Source organism: Rhodopseudomonas rhenobacensis (assembly GCF_014203125.1).
Taxonomy (GTDB): domain Bacteria; phylum Pseudomonadota; class Alphaproteobacteria; order Rhizobiales; family Xanthobacteraceae; genus Rhodopseudomonas_A; species Rhodopseudomonas_A rhenobacensis.
Genome location: NZ_JACHIH010000026.1, coordinates 16,906 through 31,295, shown reverse-complemented (window position 1 = coordinate 31,295; position 14,390 = coordinate 16,906). Strand labels below are relative to the sequence as shown.

The following is a 14,390-nucleotide window of genomic DNA, read 5'->3' as shown; positions in this document are numbered from 1 at the left end:
AGAATCAATCAAAAGAGCGCGTAGCGAACGTCGGGTTCCGCGCGTATGTCGTGGGATCGCGTTACGCAGCGCTCAGTTGCAGCAGATAGGCCCAGGGATAGATGCCGCGCACATGCCCATCGGAAAATCCGATGTTGACCGCGTAACCGCCGATCGGCGCCACCGTGGTGATGGCGATGCCGTCGAATTGTGCGGGAAACACCCCGTCGATGCGGGCGCGCAGGCAATGCGCGCATTTGCAGGCGGCGCGCAACCGCCCAGCGGACAACTCAAGCCGCTGGCCTTCCATCGTCAGCTCCAGCCGGTCGAGATGTTCGCTCACCGCAATCGCGGTCGGCGCGGCGACGGGCTTGGTCATCAAGGCGGACATGGTGGTTCCTCCGATGCTGCATCGGAGCATCGCGCGAACTCGCCCGCGAGCAATTTGTTGCCAAAGCCTGCGCGTTGTTAGCGCGCGATGCGCGCCTGTTAGGCAGCGCCATCAATTTCGCAATTAATCGACCGCGATCTTGGCGGCTCGATTGCGCCGCGCCGCCGACCCGATCGACACTCCTGCCACGCCGCACGTTCGTCGATCATCGCGTGCCGCCCCTTCATCACTTAGCGAGAGTCCAACCATGAGCGCATTTCATCGCGAACAGGTGCTGTCGGTCAAGCATTGGACCGACACGCTGTTCAGCTTCACCGCCACCCGCAATTCCGGCTTTCGGTTCCTCAACGGCCAGTTCGCGATGATCGGGCTCGAGGTCGACGGCAGGCCGTTGCTGCGGGCCTACAGCATGGCCAGCGCCAATCACGAAGAGGCGCTGGAATTCTTCAGCATCAAGGTTACGGACGGGCCGCTGACCTCGCGGCTGCAACAGATCAAGGAGGGTGACACCATCCTGGTCGGCCGCAAGGCCACCGGCACGCTGATCGCCGACAACCTGATCGCCGGCAAGCGGCTGTTGCTGCTGTCGACCGGCACCGGCCTCGCGCCGTTCGCCAGCCTGATCAAGGACCCCGACATCTACGACCGTTTCGAAACCATCATCCTGGTGCACGGCTGCCGGCAGGTCTCGGAACTGGCCTATGGCGAGCAACTGGTGGCGACGCTTAGCGCCGACGAGTTGTTCGGCCCGCTGATGGCCGAGCAATTCATCTACTACCCGACGGTGACCCGCGAGCCGTTCCGCAATCGCGGCCGCGTCACCGATCTGATCGCGTCTGCGCAATTGTTCGACGACATCGGCCTTCCGCCGCTGGATCTGGCCACCGATCGCATCATGCTGTGCGGCAGCCCCGGCATGCTGGAAGACTTGCACGTGATGTTGGAGCAGCGCGGCTTTGTCGAAGGCAGCCACAGCGAGCCCGGGCATTTCGTGATCGAAAAAGCCTTCGTCGAGCGCTGAGCGCACACCACGAGGCATTCCGGGGCGCGCGCTCTTGGCGAGCGAACCCGGAATCTTGCTGCAAGCATTGCTGCGAGAGTCCGGGTTCCCACGCAGCTGTCGCTGCGCGGGTCCCGGAATGACGGCGTAGTTGTGCTGCGCGCCTCAACAAGACAATGCGAAAAGCCTGACAACTAATTGCTATCCCGGTCGAGCGATCGACCTAATCTGGCAGTAGTCCATGTTCACCGCGGTGGGATGGAAATTGCTGCGAACCTGCGAGGGAATGAGCGATGGCGATGGACCAAATTCTCGACGGCCTGTCTGAAGTGTCCTGCGACGTGCTGGTGATCGGCGGCGGAACCGCGGGGCCGATGGCGGCGCTGAAGGCCAAGCTGAAGAATCCGAAGGCCAATGTGGTGCTGCTGGAAAAGGCCAACGTCAAGCGCTCCGGCGCGATCTCGATGGGCATGGACGGGCTCAACAACGCGGTGATCCCGGGCTACGCCACGCCGGAGCAATACACCAAGGAAATCACCATCGCCAATGACGGCATCGTCGATCAGAAGGCGGTCTATAAATACGCCGAGCAGTGCTACTCGATCATCGAGGAGCTCGACTCGTTCGGCATCCGCTTTTTGAAGAACGAGAACGGCGACTACGCGGTCAAGAAGGTGCATCACATCGGCACCTACGTGCTGCCGATGCCGAACGGCGAGACCGTCAAGAAGGCAATCTATCGGCAGCTGCGCCGCGCCCGCATCCTGATCTCGAATCGCTACATGGCGACGCGCCTGCTCACCGGCACCGACGGCCGCATCGCCGGCGCGATCAGCGTCAATACGCGCACCGCGGAAATCCTGGTGATCAAGGCCAAAGCAGTGATTCTCTGCATGGGCGCCGCCGGCCGGCTCGGGCTGCCGACCTCGGGCTACATGTTCGGCACCTACGAGAACGCCGCGAATTCCGGTGACGGCTATGCGATGGCGTATCATGCCGGCGCGGCACTCGCCAATCTCGAGTGCTTCCAGATCAATCCGTTGATCAAGGACTACAACGGTCCGGCCTGCGCCTATGTCGCCGGCCCCTACGGCGCCTTCACCGCCAACAACGAAGGCGCGCGGTTCATCGAATGCGATTACTGGTCCGGCCAGATGATGCTTGAGTTCTACAACGAGCTGCAATCCGGCAAGGGCCCGGTGTTCCTGCAGCTCAACCATCTGCACGACGACACCATCAGCGAGATCGAGACCACGCTGCACAAGGTCGAGCGCCCGACCCGCGGGCTGTTCCACGAGGGCCGCGGAACCAACTATCGCGAGCAGCCGATCGAGATGCATATCTCGGAGATCGGCTTCTGCTCCGGCCACAGCGCGTCGGGCGTGTTCGTCGACGAATTCGCCCGCACCACGATCCCCGGCCTCTATGCCGCCGGCGACATGGCCAGCGTGCCGCACAACTACATGCTCGGCGCGTTCACCAACGGCGCGGTCGCCGGCACCCACGCGATGGACTATGCCGACAATACCGATTTTGCTGATTTTGACGCCGCGGATGTCGCGCGCGAGCGCGACCGGGTGATGGCGCCGACCAAGCGCGAGGACGGCGTGCCGCCGAACCAGATCGAATACAAGGCGCGCCGGCTGGTGAACGATTATCTGCAGCCGCCGAAGGTGACGCGCAAATTCGAGCTCGGCCAGCGCCGGCTCGCCGAAGTGCGCGACGACATGGAGAACCGGATGATCGCCCGCAATTCCCACGAATTGCTGCGCGCGTTGGAGACCCAGTCGATCGTCGATTGCGCCGACATGGCGGCGCACGCCTCGCTGTATCGCACCGAGAGCCGCTGGGGACTCTATCATCTGCGCACCGATTATCCGGAGAAGGACGACGACAACTGGTTCTGCCACACGCTGCTCAGCAAGAAGGACGGCAAGATGTCGAGCGAGAAGCGCGCGGTCGAGCCTTACATCGTGCCGATCGCCGACGACGAGAAGGACCTCTACGACAAGCAGCGCATCCGCGCCTCCGCCTGACGTTTTCAAACATCTCCAGCCTGGAGTTCAACGATGCCTCTCGCCAGTTACGAAACCTCCGTCCCGGTCGTGGTCGACGACGCCAAATGCATCGCCGACAAGGGCTGCACCGTCTGCGTCGACGTCTGCCCGCTCGACGTGCTGCGGATCAGCGACCTCACCGGCAAGGCCTTCATGGCTTATGACGAATGCTGGTACTGCATGCCCTGCGAGGCGGATTGCCCGACCGGCGCCGTCACCGTCAATATTCCCTATCTCCTGAGGTGAGCCATGTCGGATCCGTTTGAAGCCTACGACGATCTCGACGAACTCGACGACCGCCTCAACGCCGCCGACGCCGGCGAGCGCCGCGTCGCGATCATCGAGCTGGCGAATTCCGGCGATCCCGGCGCGGTGGTTCATCTCGACCGCATGACCGCCGATCCCGATCCCGGCGTGCGCCAGCAGGCCGCGCTCGCGCTCGGCGAATTCGACGGCCCCGACGCCGCCGCCGCGCTGGCAAAGCTCGTGGTCGATCCGGAGCAGCCGGTGGCGCATGCCGCCGCGGACGCGATGGCGGAGTTGAAAGATCCCGCCAGCGCCGATCCGATCCTGCCGCTGGTGTCGCATTCCCACGCCTTCGTCCGGATGGCGGCGTTGCGGGCGCTGAAGGAATTGCGCCGCAAGGATTCGCTGAAGCCCGCGCTCGATGCGCTGCGCGACGTCGACGCCTCGGTGCGGGTGCAGGCGATCGGCGTTATCGGCTTCCTGAAGCTGGAAGAATCGATTCCGGCGCTGACCTCGGCGACCGCCGACGTCGATCCGCATGTCCGTCGTGCCGCGGTGAGCGCGCTGGCGTTTTCGCATCTGAAGCCGGCGGCGGAATCCATCACCCGGGCGTTGGCCGATAGCGACTGGATGGTGCGCGAGATTGCCGCCGAGACGCTCGGCACCAACACCAACGGCTTGCAGGCGGCCGACGCGCTGATCAAGGCGCTGGCCGACGAGTTCTGGCAGGTGCGGCTGAAGGCGGTGCGCAGCCTCGGCAAGATGAAGGTGACGAAGGCGGTGGTCCCGATCGGCGGTTGCATCGGTCATGCGCAGGCCAATCTGCGTAAGGAGGCGGCAGCGGCGCTCGGCGAGATCGCGATGCCGGAGGGCCGCAAATTTCTCGAGCCGATCGTCGACGACGCCGATCCCGAAGTGCGCAAGAACGCCCGCTGGGCGCTGCAACGAATCGCGGCCAATAGCGCGACGGGATCGTAATCTTCTCACCGTCGTCATTCCGGGGCGCGAGAGCGAAGCTCGAGCGAACCCGGAATCTTGCGGCAAAGGGGAGCTGTGCAACGCCAAAATGCGTGACGAGATTCCGGGTTCGCTCGGCCTTGCGGCCTCGCGCCCCGGAATGACAGCTCCTCAATCTACAGCATGGCTTTGTTGAACACCGCCAAGCTCGCGGTGACGATGGCGATGCTCATCGCCGCGGCGAGCAGCGACAGCGAGGTCGGGCGATATAGCCGCCTGGGAAATTGCGAGAACGCCAGCATGCCGAGGCCGCAGCCGAGCGCGGTGGCCGGCACCATCGCCAGGCTGATCCACCAGATCTGCGCGGAATAGCTGCCGTGAGAGGCCGACAGCAGCAGCCCGAAGCCGGCGCTCATCGCGATGAAGGCGATCAGCGTGGCGCGGGCGTGCAGCACCGGCATGTTGCTGCCGAGCAGCGACACGATCACTGGCGGCCCGCTCATCGCGGTGCCGCCGTTGAGACAGCCGGAGAGGAAACCGATCGCCGCCAGCTTGCCGCGGCCTTGCGGCTTCGCTGCGGCCTCGCCGCGCCAGGCGCGAAACACCGCGACCGCCACCGCGATGCCGAGCACGAGGCGCATGATCTCGGCCGGCAACAGCGTCAGCACGGTCATGCCGAGCGGCGTGCCGAGCACGGCGCCGAGCGCCAGCCATCGCAGCACGCGCAGATCGACATGCGCGCGCTCCGCCGGCAGCGTCAGCAGACCGATGGCGAATTCCAGCGGGAACACCGCCGGCACCGCGGTGATCGGCGACAGCACCAAGGTGAGCACCGGCATCGAGGCCAAAGCGAAGCCGAAGCCGGAATAGCCGCGGACGAATCCGCCGAACAGCCCGGCGATCAGGATGACCGCCATCTGGCGTCCATCGGAAACATCAAACATGAGCAGGCAATTTCAATTTGCGGTCGCAGCCGACCAACGCTTCGCTCGAGGCAAGTTGTGCGCATCCCGGGTGAAGGCAAGCAACTAATTGCGCGTTGCGCACCGCAGGTGGCGCTGCCGCGCGCTCACTGGATCTTGCGGCGGAACATCCAGGCGGCGGCGGAGATCGTCACCACGGCGATCGCGGCCATCGGCCACAGCCGCTCGGCGACCGCGCCGAACGCCATGTCGCGCAGGAACACGCCGCGGATCACCACCACGATATGCGTCAGCGGGTTGATCTGGGCGATCGGCTGCAGCCAGTCCGGCATGTTCTGCACCGGCGAACTGAAGCCCGACAGCATCATCAGCGGCATCATCGTCACCATGATGCCCATCATCGCCTGCTGCTGGTTCGACACCAGCGAGGAGATGAACAGCGCGATGCCGATGATCGAGACCAGGAAGATCGCGAGCCCGGTGAACAGCACCAGCGCCGATCCGGTCAGGCTGATGCCGAAGCCGAAGATCACGATCAGGGTGATGATTGTGCATTGCGCGAAGCCGACGATCAGCCCGGGCACCGCCTTGCCGACCACGATCTCCAACGGCTGCAGCGGCGACACCAATAATTGCTCGAAGGTGCCGAGCTCGCGTTCGCGCGCCACCGACATGCCGACGATCATCAGCACCATGGTCATCGGTAGCGTCGCGATCAGCACCGGCACCATGGATTCGCGATAGCCGCGATTGGGATTGTACCAGCTGCGGTCGACGATCTCGCTTTCCGGCTGCAGCGCCGCGCCGCCCATGCGATAGGCGGCGCTGTATTGCGCGATGATGGTGTTGAGATAGTTACTCAAGATCTGCGCGCTGTTGGATTTGCGGCCGTCGAGCAACAACTGCACCGTCGGCCTTTCGTTGCCGGCGAGCTTGCGGGAAAAATCCTGGCCGATCTGGATCACCACCATGACGTCCTGGCGGTCGATCGCGGCGCGCGCTTCGGCCTCGCTGCCGTAGCGCCGTACTTCGGAAAACGCCGAGGCGCGTTCGAACCGGCTGATCAATTGCTCGGACTGCGCGCCCCAATCCTGGTTCAGCACGCCGACCGGCACGTTGCTGACCTCGAGGGTGGCGGCGAAGGCGAACAGGAAGAACTGGATCAGCGGCGGCATCACCAGCGCCATCCGCGCCTTGGGATCGCGGAACGCCGCCAGCATCTCCTTGACGATCAGCGCGAGCAACCTGGTCCAGATCATCGCGCCCTCAATCCAGCCGTTGCCGGGTGTTGCGCGCGGTCAGCGCGAACAGCACCGTGCTCATGAAGACCAGGATCAGGGTGCAGGGCACCAGCACCGAGGCGATATTGCCGGCGAGGAAGATGGTCTGCAGCCCCTGCACGTAGTATTTCGCCGGCACGATCACCGAGAACGCGCGCAGCGGCGCCGGCATGCTGGCGATCTCGAACAGGAAGCCGGAGAAATACAAGCCGGGCAGGAACGCCACCAGCATCGCCATCTGGCTGGCGACAAACTGCGTCTTCGCCACCGTGGAGATCAACAGCCCGATGCTGAGCGCGACGCTCATGAACACTGCGGTGAAGCCGATCAGGATCAAGAGCGAGCCGCGCAGCGGGATGTCGAACACGAACAGCGCCGCCAGCACGCAGACCGCCATCGCGCACAGCCCGAGCATGAAATTCGGCACCAGCTTGCCGATCAGGAATTCCAGCGTGCCGATCGGGGTCGCCAGCAGCGCCTCGATGGTGCCGCGCTCCCATTCGCGTGAGACGACGAGCGCGGTGAGCAGCGCGCCGATCATCATCATGATCAGCGATATCGAGCCCGGCACCAACAGCCGGCGGCTCTCCAGTTCCGGGTTGAACCAGAACCGCGCCTGGACGTCGATCTGGCCCGGCATCGAGCTGGTCTTGGCAAAGCCGCGCTGGTTCTGCCAGCTCTGCCAGGCGCCCTGCACATAGCCGGTGACGAGGCCTGCGGTGTTGGGATCGCTGCCGTCGGTGATCACCTGCACGCCGGCGGTGTCGCCGCGCTCCAGCCGCTCGGCGAAATCGCCCGACAGCACGATCACGCCGCTGATCTTGCCGGCGGCGAGATCGTCGATGAAGGCGAGCCGGCTCTGCGCCTGGCGGACGTCGAAGTAACGCGTGTTGCTCAGCGAGATCGCGAATTCGGCGCTTTCCGGCGTCGGCTCCTCGATCACCAGGCCGACTTTGACCCGGGTGGCGTCGAAGGTGATGCCGAAGCCGAACAGGAACAGCAGCAGCGCCGGCAGCACGAAGGCGACCACGATGCTGGAGGGATCGCGCACCACCTGCAGCGTCTCCTTGACGATCAGCGCGCGGATCCGGCGCCAGCGCCCGGATTTCAGCGAGGCGGCGCTCATGCGGCGGCCTGCTGCGCGCGATCGTGCTGCTCGACCAGCGCGATGAAGGCGTCTTCCAGCGTCGGCTCTGGAATATCCTTGGATTTCACCGCGTGCTGCAGCGCCTCGGGTGTATCGACCGCGATGCATTTGCCGCGATAAATCAGCGCCACGCGATCGCAGTATTCGGCTTCGTCCATGAAATGCGTGGTCACCATGATGGTGACGCCACGCCCGACCATGGCGTTGATGAAGCCCCAGAACTCGCGCCGGGTCAGCGGATCGACGCCCGACGTCGGCTCGTCGAGAAACAGCACCGGCGGCTCGTGCATGATGGCGCAGGACAAAGCCAGGCGCTGCTTGAAGCCGAGCGGCAGCCCGCCGGAATTCTCGTTCAGGAATGGCTTGAGATCGAACGCCTCGATGACGCGGCCGACCGCCTCGCGGCGGCGCGCGCCGGACAGCCCATAGGCGCCGGCGAAGAAATCCAGATTCTGCGCGACGCTGAGATCGCCATACAGCGAAAATTTCTGCGCCATGTAGCCGAGCCGGGCGCGGGCGGCGGAGGGCGCCTTGTAGAGATCGAGGCCGTCGACCAGCGCCGAGCCTTCGGTCGGACGCAACAGTCCGCACATCATCTTGAAGGTGGTGGATTTGCCGGCGCCGTTCGGCCCGAGCAGCCCGAAGATTTCGCCGCGCGCGATCTCGAACGAGATGTGGTCGGCGGCGGTGAAAGAGCCGAACCGCCGGGTCAGCGCCTTGGCCTGAACCGGGGCTTTGCCGTCTCCGTCGCTGCGTTGTCGTGTGGCCTGCGCCAGCGTGCGCTTCGGCTGGCCGCCGAGCATTGCGACGAAGGCGTCTTCGAAACGCGGCGGCGTCGGCGCAATGGTCACAGACGCGGCGCCGATGCTTTGCGCGGTCGGCGCCGCCGCGCCCTCGGCGATCACCACGCGGATCGCCTCGCCCTGCATCACGCCGTCGATCACGTCGTCGGATGTCAGCGTCCGCGCCAGCAGTGCGCGACGCTCGGCGCCGGCGCCGTGCAGCTTGAACACCCGGCCGGCCATCTTGGCGGTCATGTCCTTGGGGTCGCCCTGGAACAGTACGCGGCCCTGATTGAGCACGATCACTTCGGCGCAATTCTCGGCCTCGTCGAGATAGGCGGTGCTCCACACCACGCCGACGCCCTGGTCGATCAGGGAGTAGACCATCTTCCACAGGTCGCGCCGCGAGATCGGGTCGACGCCGACGCTGGGCTCGTCGAGCAGCAACAGCTTCGGCGATTTCAGCATCGCGCAGGCGAGGCCAAGTTTCTGCTTCATGCCGCCGGACAGCGCGCCGGCGAGCCGGTCGGTGAAGCGGGCGAGGTCGGTGAAGGCGAGCAGTTTTTCAAAGGTGGCGGTGCGTTCGTCGCCGACCACGCCGCGCAGATCGGCGTACAGCGTCAGGTTCTCCATCACCGAGAGGTCTTCGTAGAGCCCGAAGCGCTGCGGCATGTAGCCGATCTCGTCGTGGATCGCCGCACCCTCGGTGCGGGTGTCGCGGCCCTGCACGTCGATGCGGCCTTCGCTGGGCTGCAGCAACGCCGCGATCAGCCGCATCAAGGTGGTCTTGCCGGCGCCGTCCGGGCCGACCAGCCCGGTGACCTGGCCGGCCTTGATCTTGGTGGTCAGCGACTGAATCGCCGGCGTGGCGTTCGGCGCGAAGGATTTTGCCAGGCCCTCGGTGGAGACCAGCGCGTCCATGATTACTTCGCCTCGGCGGAGGGGATGCCGCGGGGCGGCGGCACGGCGGCTGCGGGATGTGCCACGATGGTCATCGGCATGCCCTGGCGCAGCACATTGTCGGGATCGTCGGTGACGACGCGGATCCGGTACACCAGCGCGGTGCGCAGCTCGCGGGTCTCCACCGTCTTCGGGGTGAATTCCGCGGTGGTGGAAATAAAGCCGATGGTGCCCTTCAGCGGCTTGATCTGCGATGTGTCGGAACGCAGCTCGACCACCATGCCGGGCTTGATGCGGCCGAGCTCCTGCTCGGAGACGTAGCTGCGGATCCAGACCGGCGTGGTGAGGCTGAGCACGAACACCGTCTCGCCGGCGTTGACGATGGCGCCGAGTTCGCGCACCCGGCTCAGCACCACGCCGGCGGTCGGCGCCATCAGGTCGGCGTCGATCCGCTGCCGCTCGGCGATCCGGATCGCGGCTTCCTTGTCGGCGAGCTGGGCGCGGGCGAGGTCGATATCTTCCTCGCGGAAGCCGGCCTTCATCAGCCGCAGCGCTTCGTTGGCCGAGGCCAGTTGCGCCGTGGTCTGGCGGTTCAGCGCCGCGGCGTCGTCATAGGTCTTTTGCGTGCCGGCGGCGGATTTCAGCAATTGGGTGGCGCGGTCGAGGCTGACCTTGGCGTTGGCGCTGGCGGCTTCGCGCTCTGCGACCAAGGCTTCGGCCTGGGCGATTTCCTGCGGCCGGTTGCCGGCGATCATCTTGGCGAGATTGGCGGCGGATTGATCGCGCTGCGCCCGCATTTGCCGCAGATTATCTTCGAAATACACAGCATCCAGCGAAGCGAGTTTGTCGCCGGCTTCCACCCGGGCGCCTTCGTCGACGTTGAGCGCGGCGATCCGGCCGGACACCTTGAAGCCGAGATTGACCTGGCGGACCTCGACATTGCCCTGCAAGGTCAAGACGTCGTCGTTGCCACGGTGGCTATTCCACCACCAGACGCCGGCGGAGCCAGCGAGCACGGCGACGGCGAGCGGGATAATGATCTTGAGGCGGGGATTCATGGCTTTGCCCTCCCGTCATAGGGGACGCCGAGCAACAGATCGCGGTGCGCCGCCAGCATGCCCTCGATATCGAGCGGCTCATGCTGGGTGAACACGCAGGTCCAGATGATGCTGATCAGCATCGGCGCGAACAGCAATTGCGGAAACCGCACCAAGGCGTCGGAGGGCAAATCGCCCTTGTCCTGCGCCCGTTGCGCGGCCTTGCGGATAATGGCGAGGCCGCGCGAAATCACTTCGCGATGATAGAATTCGGCGATCCCGGGAAACCGCGCGCCCTCGGCGATCACCAGCCTGACGATCTCGCGCCGCTTGGTCTCCAGGATCTCGCGGCGGAACAGGTCGGACAGTTGCCCCAGCAGTTGCGCGAAGGGCAGGTCGGCGCGGGCCACCACGCTGTCGAGATTGCTCAAGGTCGGGCCGATCGCCGCCAGCACAGTCTTCTCGAACAGATCTTCCTTGTCCTTGAAGAACAGATAGATCGTGCCCTTGGCGACGCCGGCGGCTTCCGCCACTGCGTCGAGCCGCGTGGCCGCAAAGCCCTCGCTGGTGAACTGCACGAAGGCGGCGTCGAGAATCGCCTGGCGCCGCCGCTCCTGTTCGCGGACCCGCTTGCCGGCGACGCGTTTGGGGATTTCCTTGTGGATTTCCTTGTCGATTTCCTTGGGGGTCTCGAGGGTCGTCAAGGCCGCTTCTCCCGCAGCAGGACAGACAATGGAACCTAACATGACTGACCAATTAGTCAATTATTAGAAAGTCGCAACACCGAGCGAGGTCGGCGCGATTCCGATAAGCTGATGAAAAGAAAAGATCTTATAGATCTGTAGCGGACACTAAAATTTTTGGTTGACTAATTGGTCAGTCAAAATATCCTCCCCGCAGTGCAGCGAGGCGGCGGAGCGGTTCATGACCAAAACCATCAAACGTTGTGACGCCGGCGCCATGATGGCGCACTGGCAGGGCCGCGGCGAGCCGGTGCCGGCGCCTTGCGGCGAGCAGATCGGCCCGGCCGCGCGCAAGCTGATCGTCGCGGTTGGCGCCCGGGTGCAGATGAGCGCGCTCGGCCGGCAGCGGCATCCGCGCTATGGCGCGCGGCAGGGCGTGGTGGTCGGGCGGGGCGGGCCAAGCAGCTGGCGCGTCAAGTTCGACGACGCCAAGACCGTGCAGTCGATTCACAAGGACTATCTGGAAGTGGTCTCCGAGTTAGCCGCTGATACCGCGACGCCGCCTGCCGCGCGCAGCTAAGCGGCGCGACGGGCAAGTAGAGGTTGAATTCCTGCGGTTTTCGGATTGAGATGGACGCGGCGCGATAGGTCTCTGCGCCGCGTGAGGCCCGATGTCGTTTCGCAAGGACAATGCCGCCTACGAGGCTTGGCTGCGCACGCAATGCGACGTGGTCGCCCGCGATCTCACCGAGAAGCACGCGCGGATGAAGGACAGTCCGTTCCTGTTTCTCCGCGCGACCTACTTCCGCTTTGCCAAGACCATTCCGAAACTGTTGCCCGACCTGATGGACGCGCCGACTGTGCTGTCGGTCGGCGATCTGCATCTGGAGAATTTCGGCACCTGGCGCGACGCCGAGGGTCGCCTGGTGTGGGGCGTCAACGATTTCGACGAAGCCGCGGTGATGCCCTATCCGCTCGATCTGGTGCGGCTCGCGGCCAGCATCCGGCTGGCGCCGCCGGGTCCGCTCGGCAAGCAGGCGGCGGCCGACGCCGTGCTGAAGGGCTATCGCGCCGGGCTTGCCGATCCGCGTCCGGCGCTGCTCGACCAGAGCCACATCTGGATGCTGCGCTACGCGCTCGACGCCGACAACAAGTCGAAGAAATTCTGGCACGACATCGCCAAGCTGAAGAAGGCCGAGCCGCCGAAGAAAGTGATCCGCGCCTTGACCAAGAGCCTGCCGGAGGACGCCGAAGACATTCAATTCCGCCGCCGCACAGCCGGCGGCGGCAGCCTCGGCCGGCCGCGCTATGTGGCGATCGCGCAATGGCGCGGCGGCCGGCTGTTGCGCGAGGCCAAGGCGCTGGTGCCCTCGGCCTGGGTCTGGGCGCACGACAGCAAGGCGGCGAGTTCGCATTTTCTCACGATCGCCACCGCGAAATATCGCGCGCCCGATCCGTTCCTCGACACCCGCGCGCATTTCATCGTCCGGCGGCTGGCGCCGGATTCCCGCAAGATCGAGCTCGGCAAGAAGGCGGGCTCGGCGGTGAACGCCAATCTGATGTGGACGATGGGCTACGATCTCGGCGCGATCCACGCCGCGGGATCGCCCGGCGCGGACAAGCTGCTCGCCGATCTGACGAAGCGCCCGCGCGGCTGGCTCAACGACGCCGCCAAGACCGCGGCCGCCGCGGTCACCCGCGATTACGAGGAATGGGTCGGCTGAGCCGCGGCCGTTTCGTCGCGCCGCCGGATGGGCCGCGTGCAGCAGGCCGCCCACCAGTTGACGCGACCTGCGCTCGTCGATTGCGAGGTGGTAGCAGGAGGTTCTCGATGCGGACTTGAAAGCGGCGTATGCTACCTCCGATCGTGAGACACACCGCATAGGCGACCGCGGCGAAAGCCGTGACGTCGGCGCCGCAGCGGTTATACTTGTCGCGATGATGCCGCTCTCAGCTTCGCTTGCCAATATCGTCGTAGCAGCTCGTCCCGGAGCGGTCGCCGTTCTGACCGGGCTCGACGGCACGGCGCTGCGTCGACTGCTCGATGCGTTCGAGGCGGATCAAAGCTCACCCCGGGTGCTGTTCGCGCCGATCGCGCCGGCGGCTTCGGCCGAGGCGATCGTCGCCCGGGTGATCGAGCTGCTTGCGGACACCGCGCGGCGGCTGTGGCCGATCTGGTTCACCGATGTCAGTTTCGCGGAATGCCGCAACGATAAGCTGGGACAGATGGCCGCGGCGGCGATGGTGCGGCGGCTCGCCGGCGACATCGCCCGGTTATCGCCGAACTGGGCCGAGGCTGCGGCCACGTCAGCGTTGGCCGATCGTCCGCCGCGCGTCGCAGGCGCGCTGCCGGCGGTGGAACTGGCGCAGCTCGTGCTGGCGATCAGCCGGCATGGCCTGGTGTTGGTCGTCGATGGCGACGAGGCCTGCCAGCAATCTCGTCCCGACGCGGTGGTGCATGCGCTGGAGTGGATCGCCCAGCACGCCAATTGCGCGGTGGTCGCGCTGTTTGCAGAACTGCCGCCGCATCAGCCGCCGTTCGATCGCATTCTGTTTGGCGCCCGGACGCTGGCCGCGGAGGAGATCGAACCCGAAGCAGATACGCCGCAGGCCGACGTTGCTAACGAAACCGGAATCTGGCTCGCGCCGTGGCTCGGTTCGCCGCATCCGCTCAGCGACGCCGAGCAGCGGCTTGCCAAGGCGCTACGTGCTGATGCTGAACTGGCACCGTTATTCGGCTGCAATCAGTTCGTGGATACCGTCCGTGGCTCGCGGCCGAAAGTGGACTTCGTCTGGACGCACGGACGCCTCGCCGTCGAACTCGACGGTTACGGCAGTCACGGGAATCGGGCAGCCTTCATGTACGATCGTCATCGTGACTACGAACTGACGCTCAGCGGCTACACTGTCTTGCGTCTGGCCAATGATGAAATCGCGCAGGACGTCGGAAAAGCGATTGAGAAGATCCGCGACATCGTCCACCTTTGCGGCGAACGGATCACATGAGG

The 14,390-nt window shown here is 65.2% G+C and carries 14 protein-coding genes; 7 read left to right on the top strand and 7 right to left on the bottom strand.

Features of this window, described 5'->3' with window-relative positions; genetic code table 11:
- Positions 1 to 61: 61 nt before the first annotated feature.
- Positions 62 to 370, bottom strand: coding sequence for a DUF971 domain-containing protein (locus tag HNR60_RS17850; protein ID WP_246432993.1), 309 nt, complete (start codon positions 368 to 370; stop codon positions 62 to 64).
- 247 nt (positions 371 to 617) lie between these two features.
- Here HNR60_RS17850 and HNR60_RS17845 point away from each other — a divergent pair, with 247 nt between their 5' ends.
- The 4 genes from HNR60_RS17845 to HNR60_RS17830 all read left to right on the top strand — a co-directional run bounded on the left by HNR60_RS17845 (position 618) and on the right by HNR60_RS17830 (position 4,651).
- Positions 618 to 1,391, top strand: a complete 774-nt coding sequence (locus HNR60_RS17845) for a ferredoxin--NADP reductase (protein WP_184260048.1) — start codon at positions 618 to 620, stop codon at positions 1,389 to 1,391.
- A 272-nt stretch (positions 1,392 to 1,663) separates the two neighbouring features.
- Positions 1,664 to 3,406: a fumarate reductase/succinate dehydrogenase flavoprotein subunit gene (locus tag HNR60_RS17840; RefSeq protein ID WP_184260045.1), complete on the top strand. Its 1,743-nt coding sequence runs from the start codon at positions 1,664 to 1,666 to the stop codon at positions 3,404 to 3,406.
- Between the two features lie 33 nt (positions 3,407 to 3,439).
- Entirely contained in the window at positions 3,440 to 3,673 is a 234-nt protein-coding gene (locus HNR60_RS17835) for a 4Fe-4S dicluster domain-containing protein (protein WP_184260042.1), read from the top strand.
- A gap of 3 nt (positions 3,674 to 3,676) precedes the next feature.
- Complete coding sequence (locus HNR60_RS17830; protein WP_184260039.1) at positions 3,677 to 4,651, top strand: HEAT repeat domain-containing protein; 975 nt, start codon at positions 3,677 to 3,679, stop codon at positions 4,649 to 4,651.
- A gap of 155 nt (positions 4,652 to 4,806) precedes the next feature.
- Here HNR60_RS17830 and HNR60_RS17825 read toward each other — a convergent pair whose 3' ends face one another.
- The 6 genes from HNR60_RS17825 to HNR60_RS17800 form a co-directional block, all read right to left on the bottom strand.
- Positions 4,807 to 5,547 (bottom strand): sulfite exporter TauE/SafE family protein, encoded by a 741-nt coding sequence (locus tag HNR60_RS17825; RefSeq protein ID WP_184260036.1) that lies wholly within the window; start codon positions 5,545 to 5,547, stop codon positions 4,807 to 4,809.
- A gap of 152 nt (positions 5,548 to 5,699) precedes the next feature.
- Complete coding sequence (locus HNR60_RS17820) at positions 5,700 to 6,812, bottom strand: ABC transporter permease (protein WP_184260033.1); 1,113 nt, start codon at positions 6,810 to 6,812, stop codon at positions 5,700 to 5,702.
- A 7-nt stretch (positions 6,813 to 6,819) separates the two neighbouring features.
- Positions 6,820 to 7,959, bottom strand: a complete 1,140-nt coding sequence (locus HNR60_RS17815; protein WP_184260030.1) for an ABC transporter permease — start codon at positions 7,957 to 7,959, stop codon at positions 6,820 to 6,822.
- Complete coding sequence (locus HNR60_RS17810; protein WP_184260028.1) at positions 7,956 to 9,683, bottom strand: ATP-binding cassette domain-containing protein; 1,728 nt, start codon at positions 9,681 to 9,683, stop codon at positions 7,956 to 7,958. The genes HNR60_RS17815 and HNR60_RS17810 overlap by 4 nt, the downstream gene beginning before the upstream one ends.
- 2 nt (positions 9,684 to 9,685) lie before the next feature.
- A complete protein-coding gene (locus tag HNR60_RS17805; RefSeq protein WP_184260025.1) occupies positions 9,686 to 10,720 on the bottom strand; it encodes an HlyD family secretion protein in 1,035 nt (344 codons plus the stop codon).
- Positions 10,717 to 11,403, bottom strand: coding sequence for a TetR/AcrR family transcriptional regulator (locus HNR60_RS17800; protein ID WP_246432992.1), 687 nt, complete (start codon positions 11,401 to 11,403; stop codon positions 10,717 to 10,719). Before HNR60_RS17800 ends, HNR60_RS17805 begins: the two co-directional genes overlap by 4 nt.
- Positions 11,404 to 11,623: 220 nt before the next feature.
- On the opposite strand from HNR60_RS17800, the gene HNR60_RS24225 reads away from it, so the two are divergent.
- The 3 genes from HNR60_RS24225 (at position 11,624) to HNR60_RS17785 (ending at position 14,388) form a co-directional block, all read left to right on the top strand.
- On the top strand, positions 11,624 to 11,962 hold the full coding sequence (locus HNR60_RS24225; protein WP_246432991.1) for a hypothetical protein: 339 nt from the start codon (positions 11,624 to 11,626) through the stop codon (positions 11,960 to 11,962).
- A gap of 91 nt (positions 11,963 to 12,053) precedes the next feature.
- Positions 12,054 to 13,106, top strand: coding sequence for a DUF2252 family protein (locus HNR60_RS17790; protein ID WP_184260019.1), 1,053 nt, complete (start codon positions 12,054 to 12,056; stop codon positions 13,104 to 13,106).
- A 115-nt stretch (positions 13,107 to 13,221) separates the two neighbouring features.
- On the top strand, positions 13,222 to 14,388 hold the full coding sequence (locus HNR60_RS17785; protein WP_184260016.1) for an endonuclease domain-containing protein: 1,167 nt from the start codon (positions 13,222 to 13,224) through the stop codon (positions 14,386 to 14,388).
- Positions 14,389 to 14,390: the final 2 nt, after the last annotated feature.

Coding starts and splice junctions, on each gene's coding strand:
- HNR60_RS17850 (WP_246432993.1), bottom strand. CDS start 370: ATGTCCGCCTTGATGACCAAGCCCGTCGCCGCGCCGACCGCGATTGCG.
- HNR60_RS17845 (WP_184260048.1), top strand. CDS start 618: ATGAGCGCATTTCATCGCGAACAGGTGCTGTCGGTCAAGCATTGGACC.
- HNR60_RS17840 (WP_184260045.1), top strand. CDS start 1,664: ATGGCGATGGACCAAATTCTCGACGGCCTGTCTGAAGTGTCCTGCGAC.
- HNR60_RS17835 (WP_184260042.1), top strand. CDS start 3,440: ATGCCTCTCGCCAGTTACGAAACCTCCGTCCCGGTCGTGGTCGACGAC.
- HNR60_RS17830 (WP_184260039.1), top strand. CDS start 3,677: ATGTCGGATCCGTTTGAAGCCTACGACGATCTCGACGAACTCGACGAC.
- HNR60_RS17825 (WP_184260036.1), bottom strand. CDS start 5,547: ATGGCGGTCATCCTGATCGCCGGGCTGTTCGGCGGATTCGTCCGCGGC.
- HNR60_RS17820 (WP_184260033.1), bottom strand. CDS start 6,812: ATGATCTGGACCAGGTTGCTCGCGCTGATCGTCAAGGAGATGCTGGCG.
- HNR60_RS17815 (WP_184260030.1), bottom strand. CDS start 7,959: ATGAGCGCCGCCTCGCTGAAATCCGGGCGCTGGCGCCGGATCCGCGCG.
- HNR60_RS17810 (WP_184260028.1), bottom strand. CDS start 9,683: ATGGACGCGCTGGTCTCCACCGAGGGCCTGGCAAAATCCTTCGCGCCG.
- HNR60_RS17805 (WP_184260025.1), bottom strand. CDS start 10,720: ATGAATCCCCGCCTCAAGATCATTATCCCGCTCGCCGTCGCCGTGCTC.
- HNR60_RS24225 (WP_246432991.1), top strand. CDS start 11,624: ATGACCAAAACCATCAAACGTTGTGACGCCGGCGCCATGATGGCGCAC.
- HNR60_RS17790 (WP_184260019.1), top strand. CDS start 12,054: ATGTCGTTTCGCAAGGACAATGCCGCCTACGAGGCTTGGCTGCGCACG.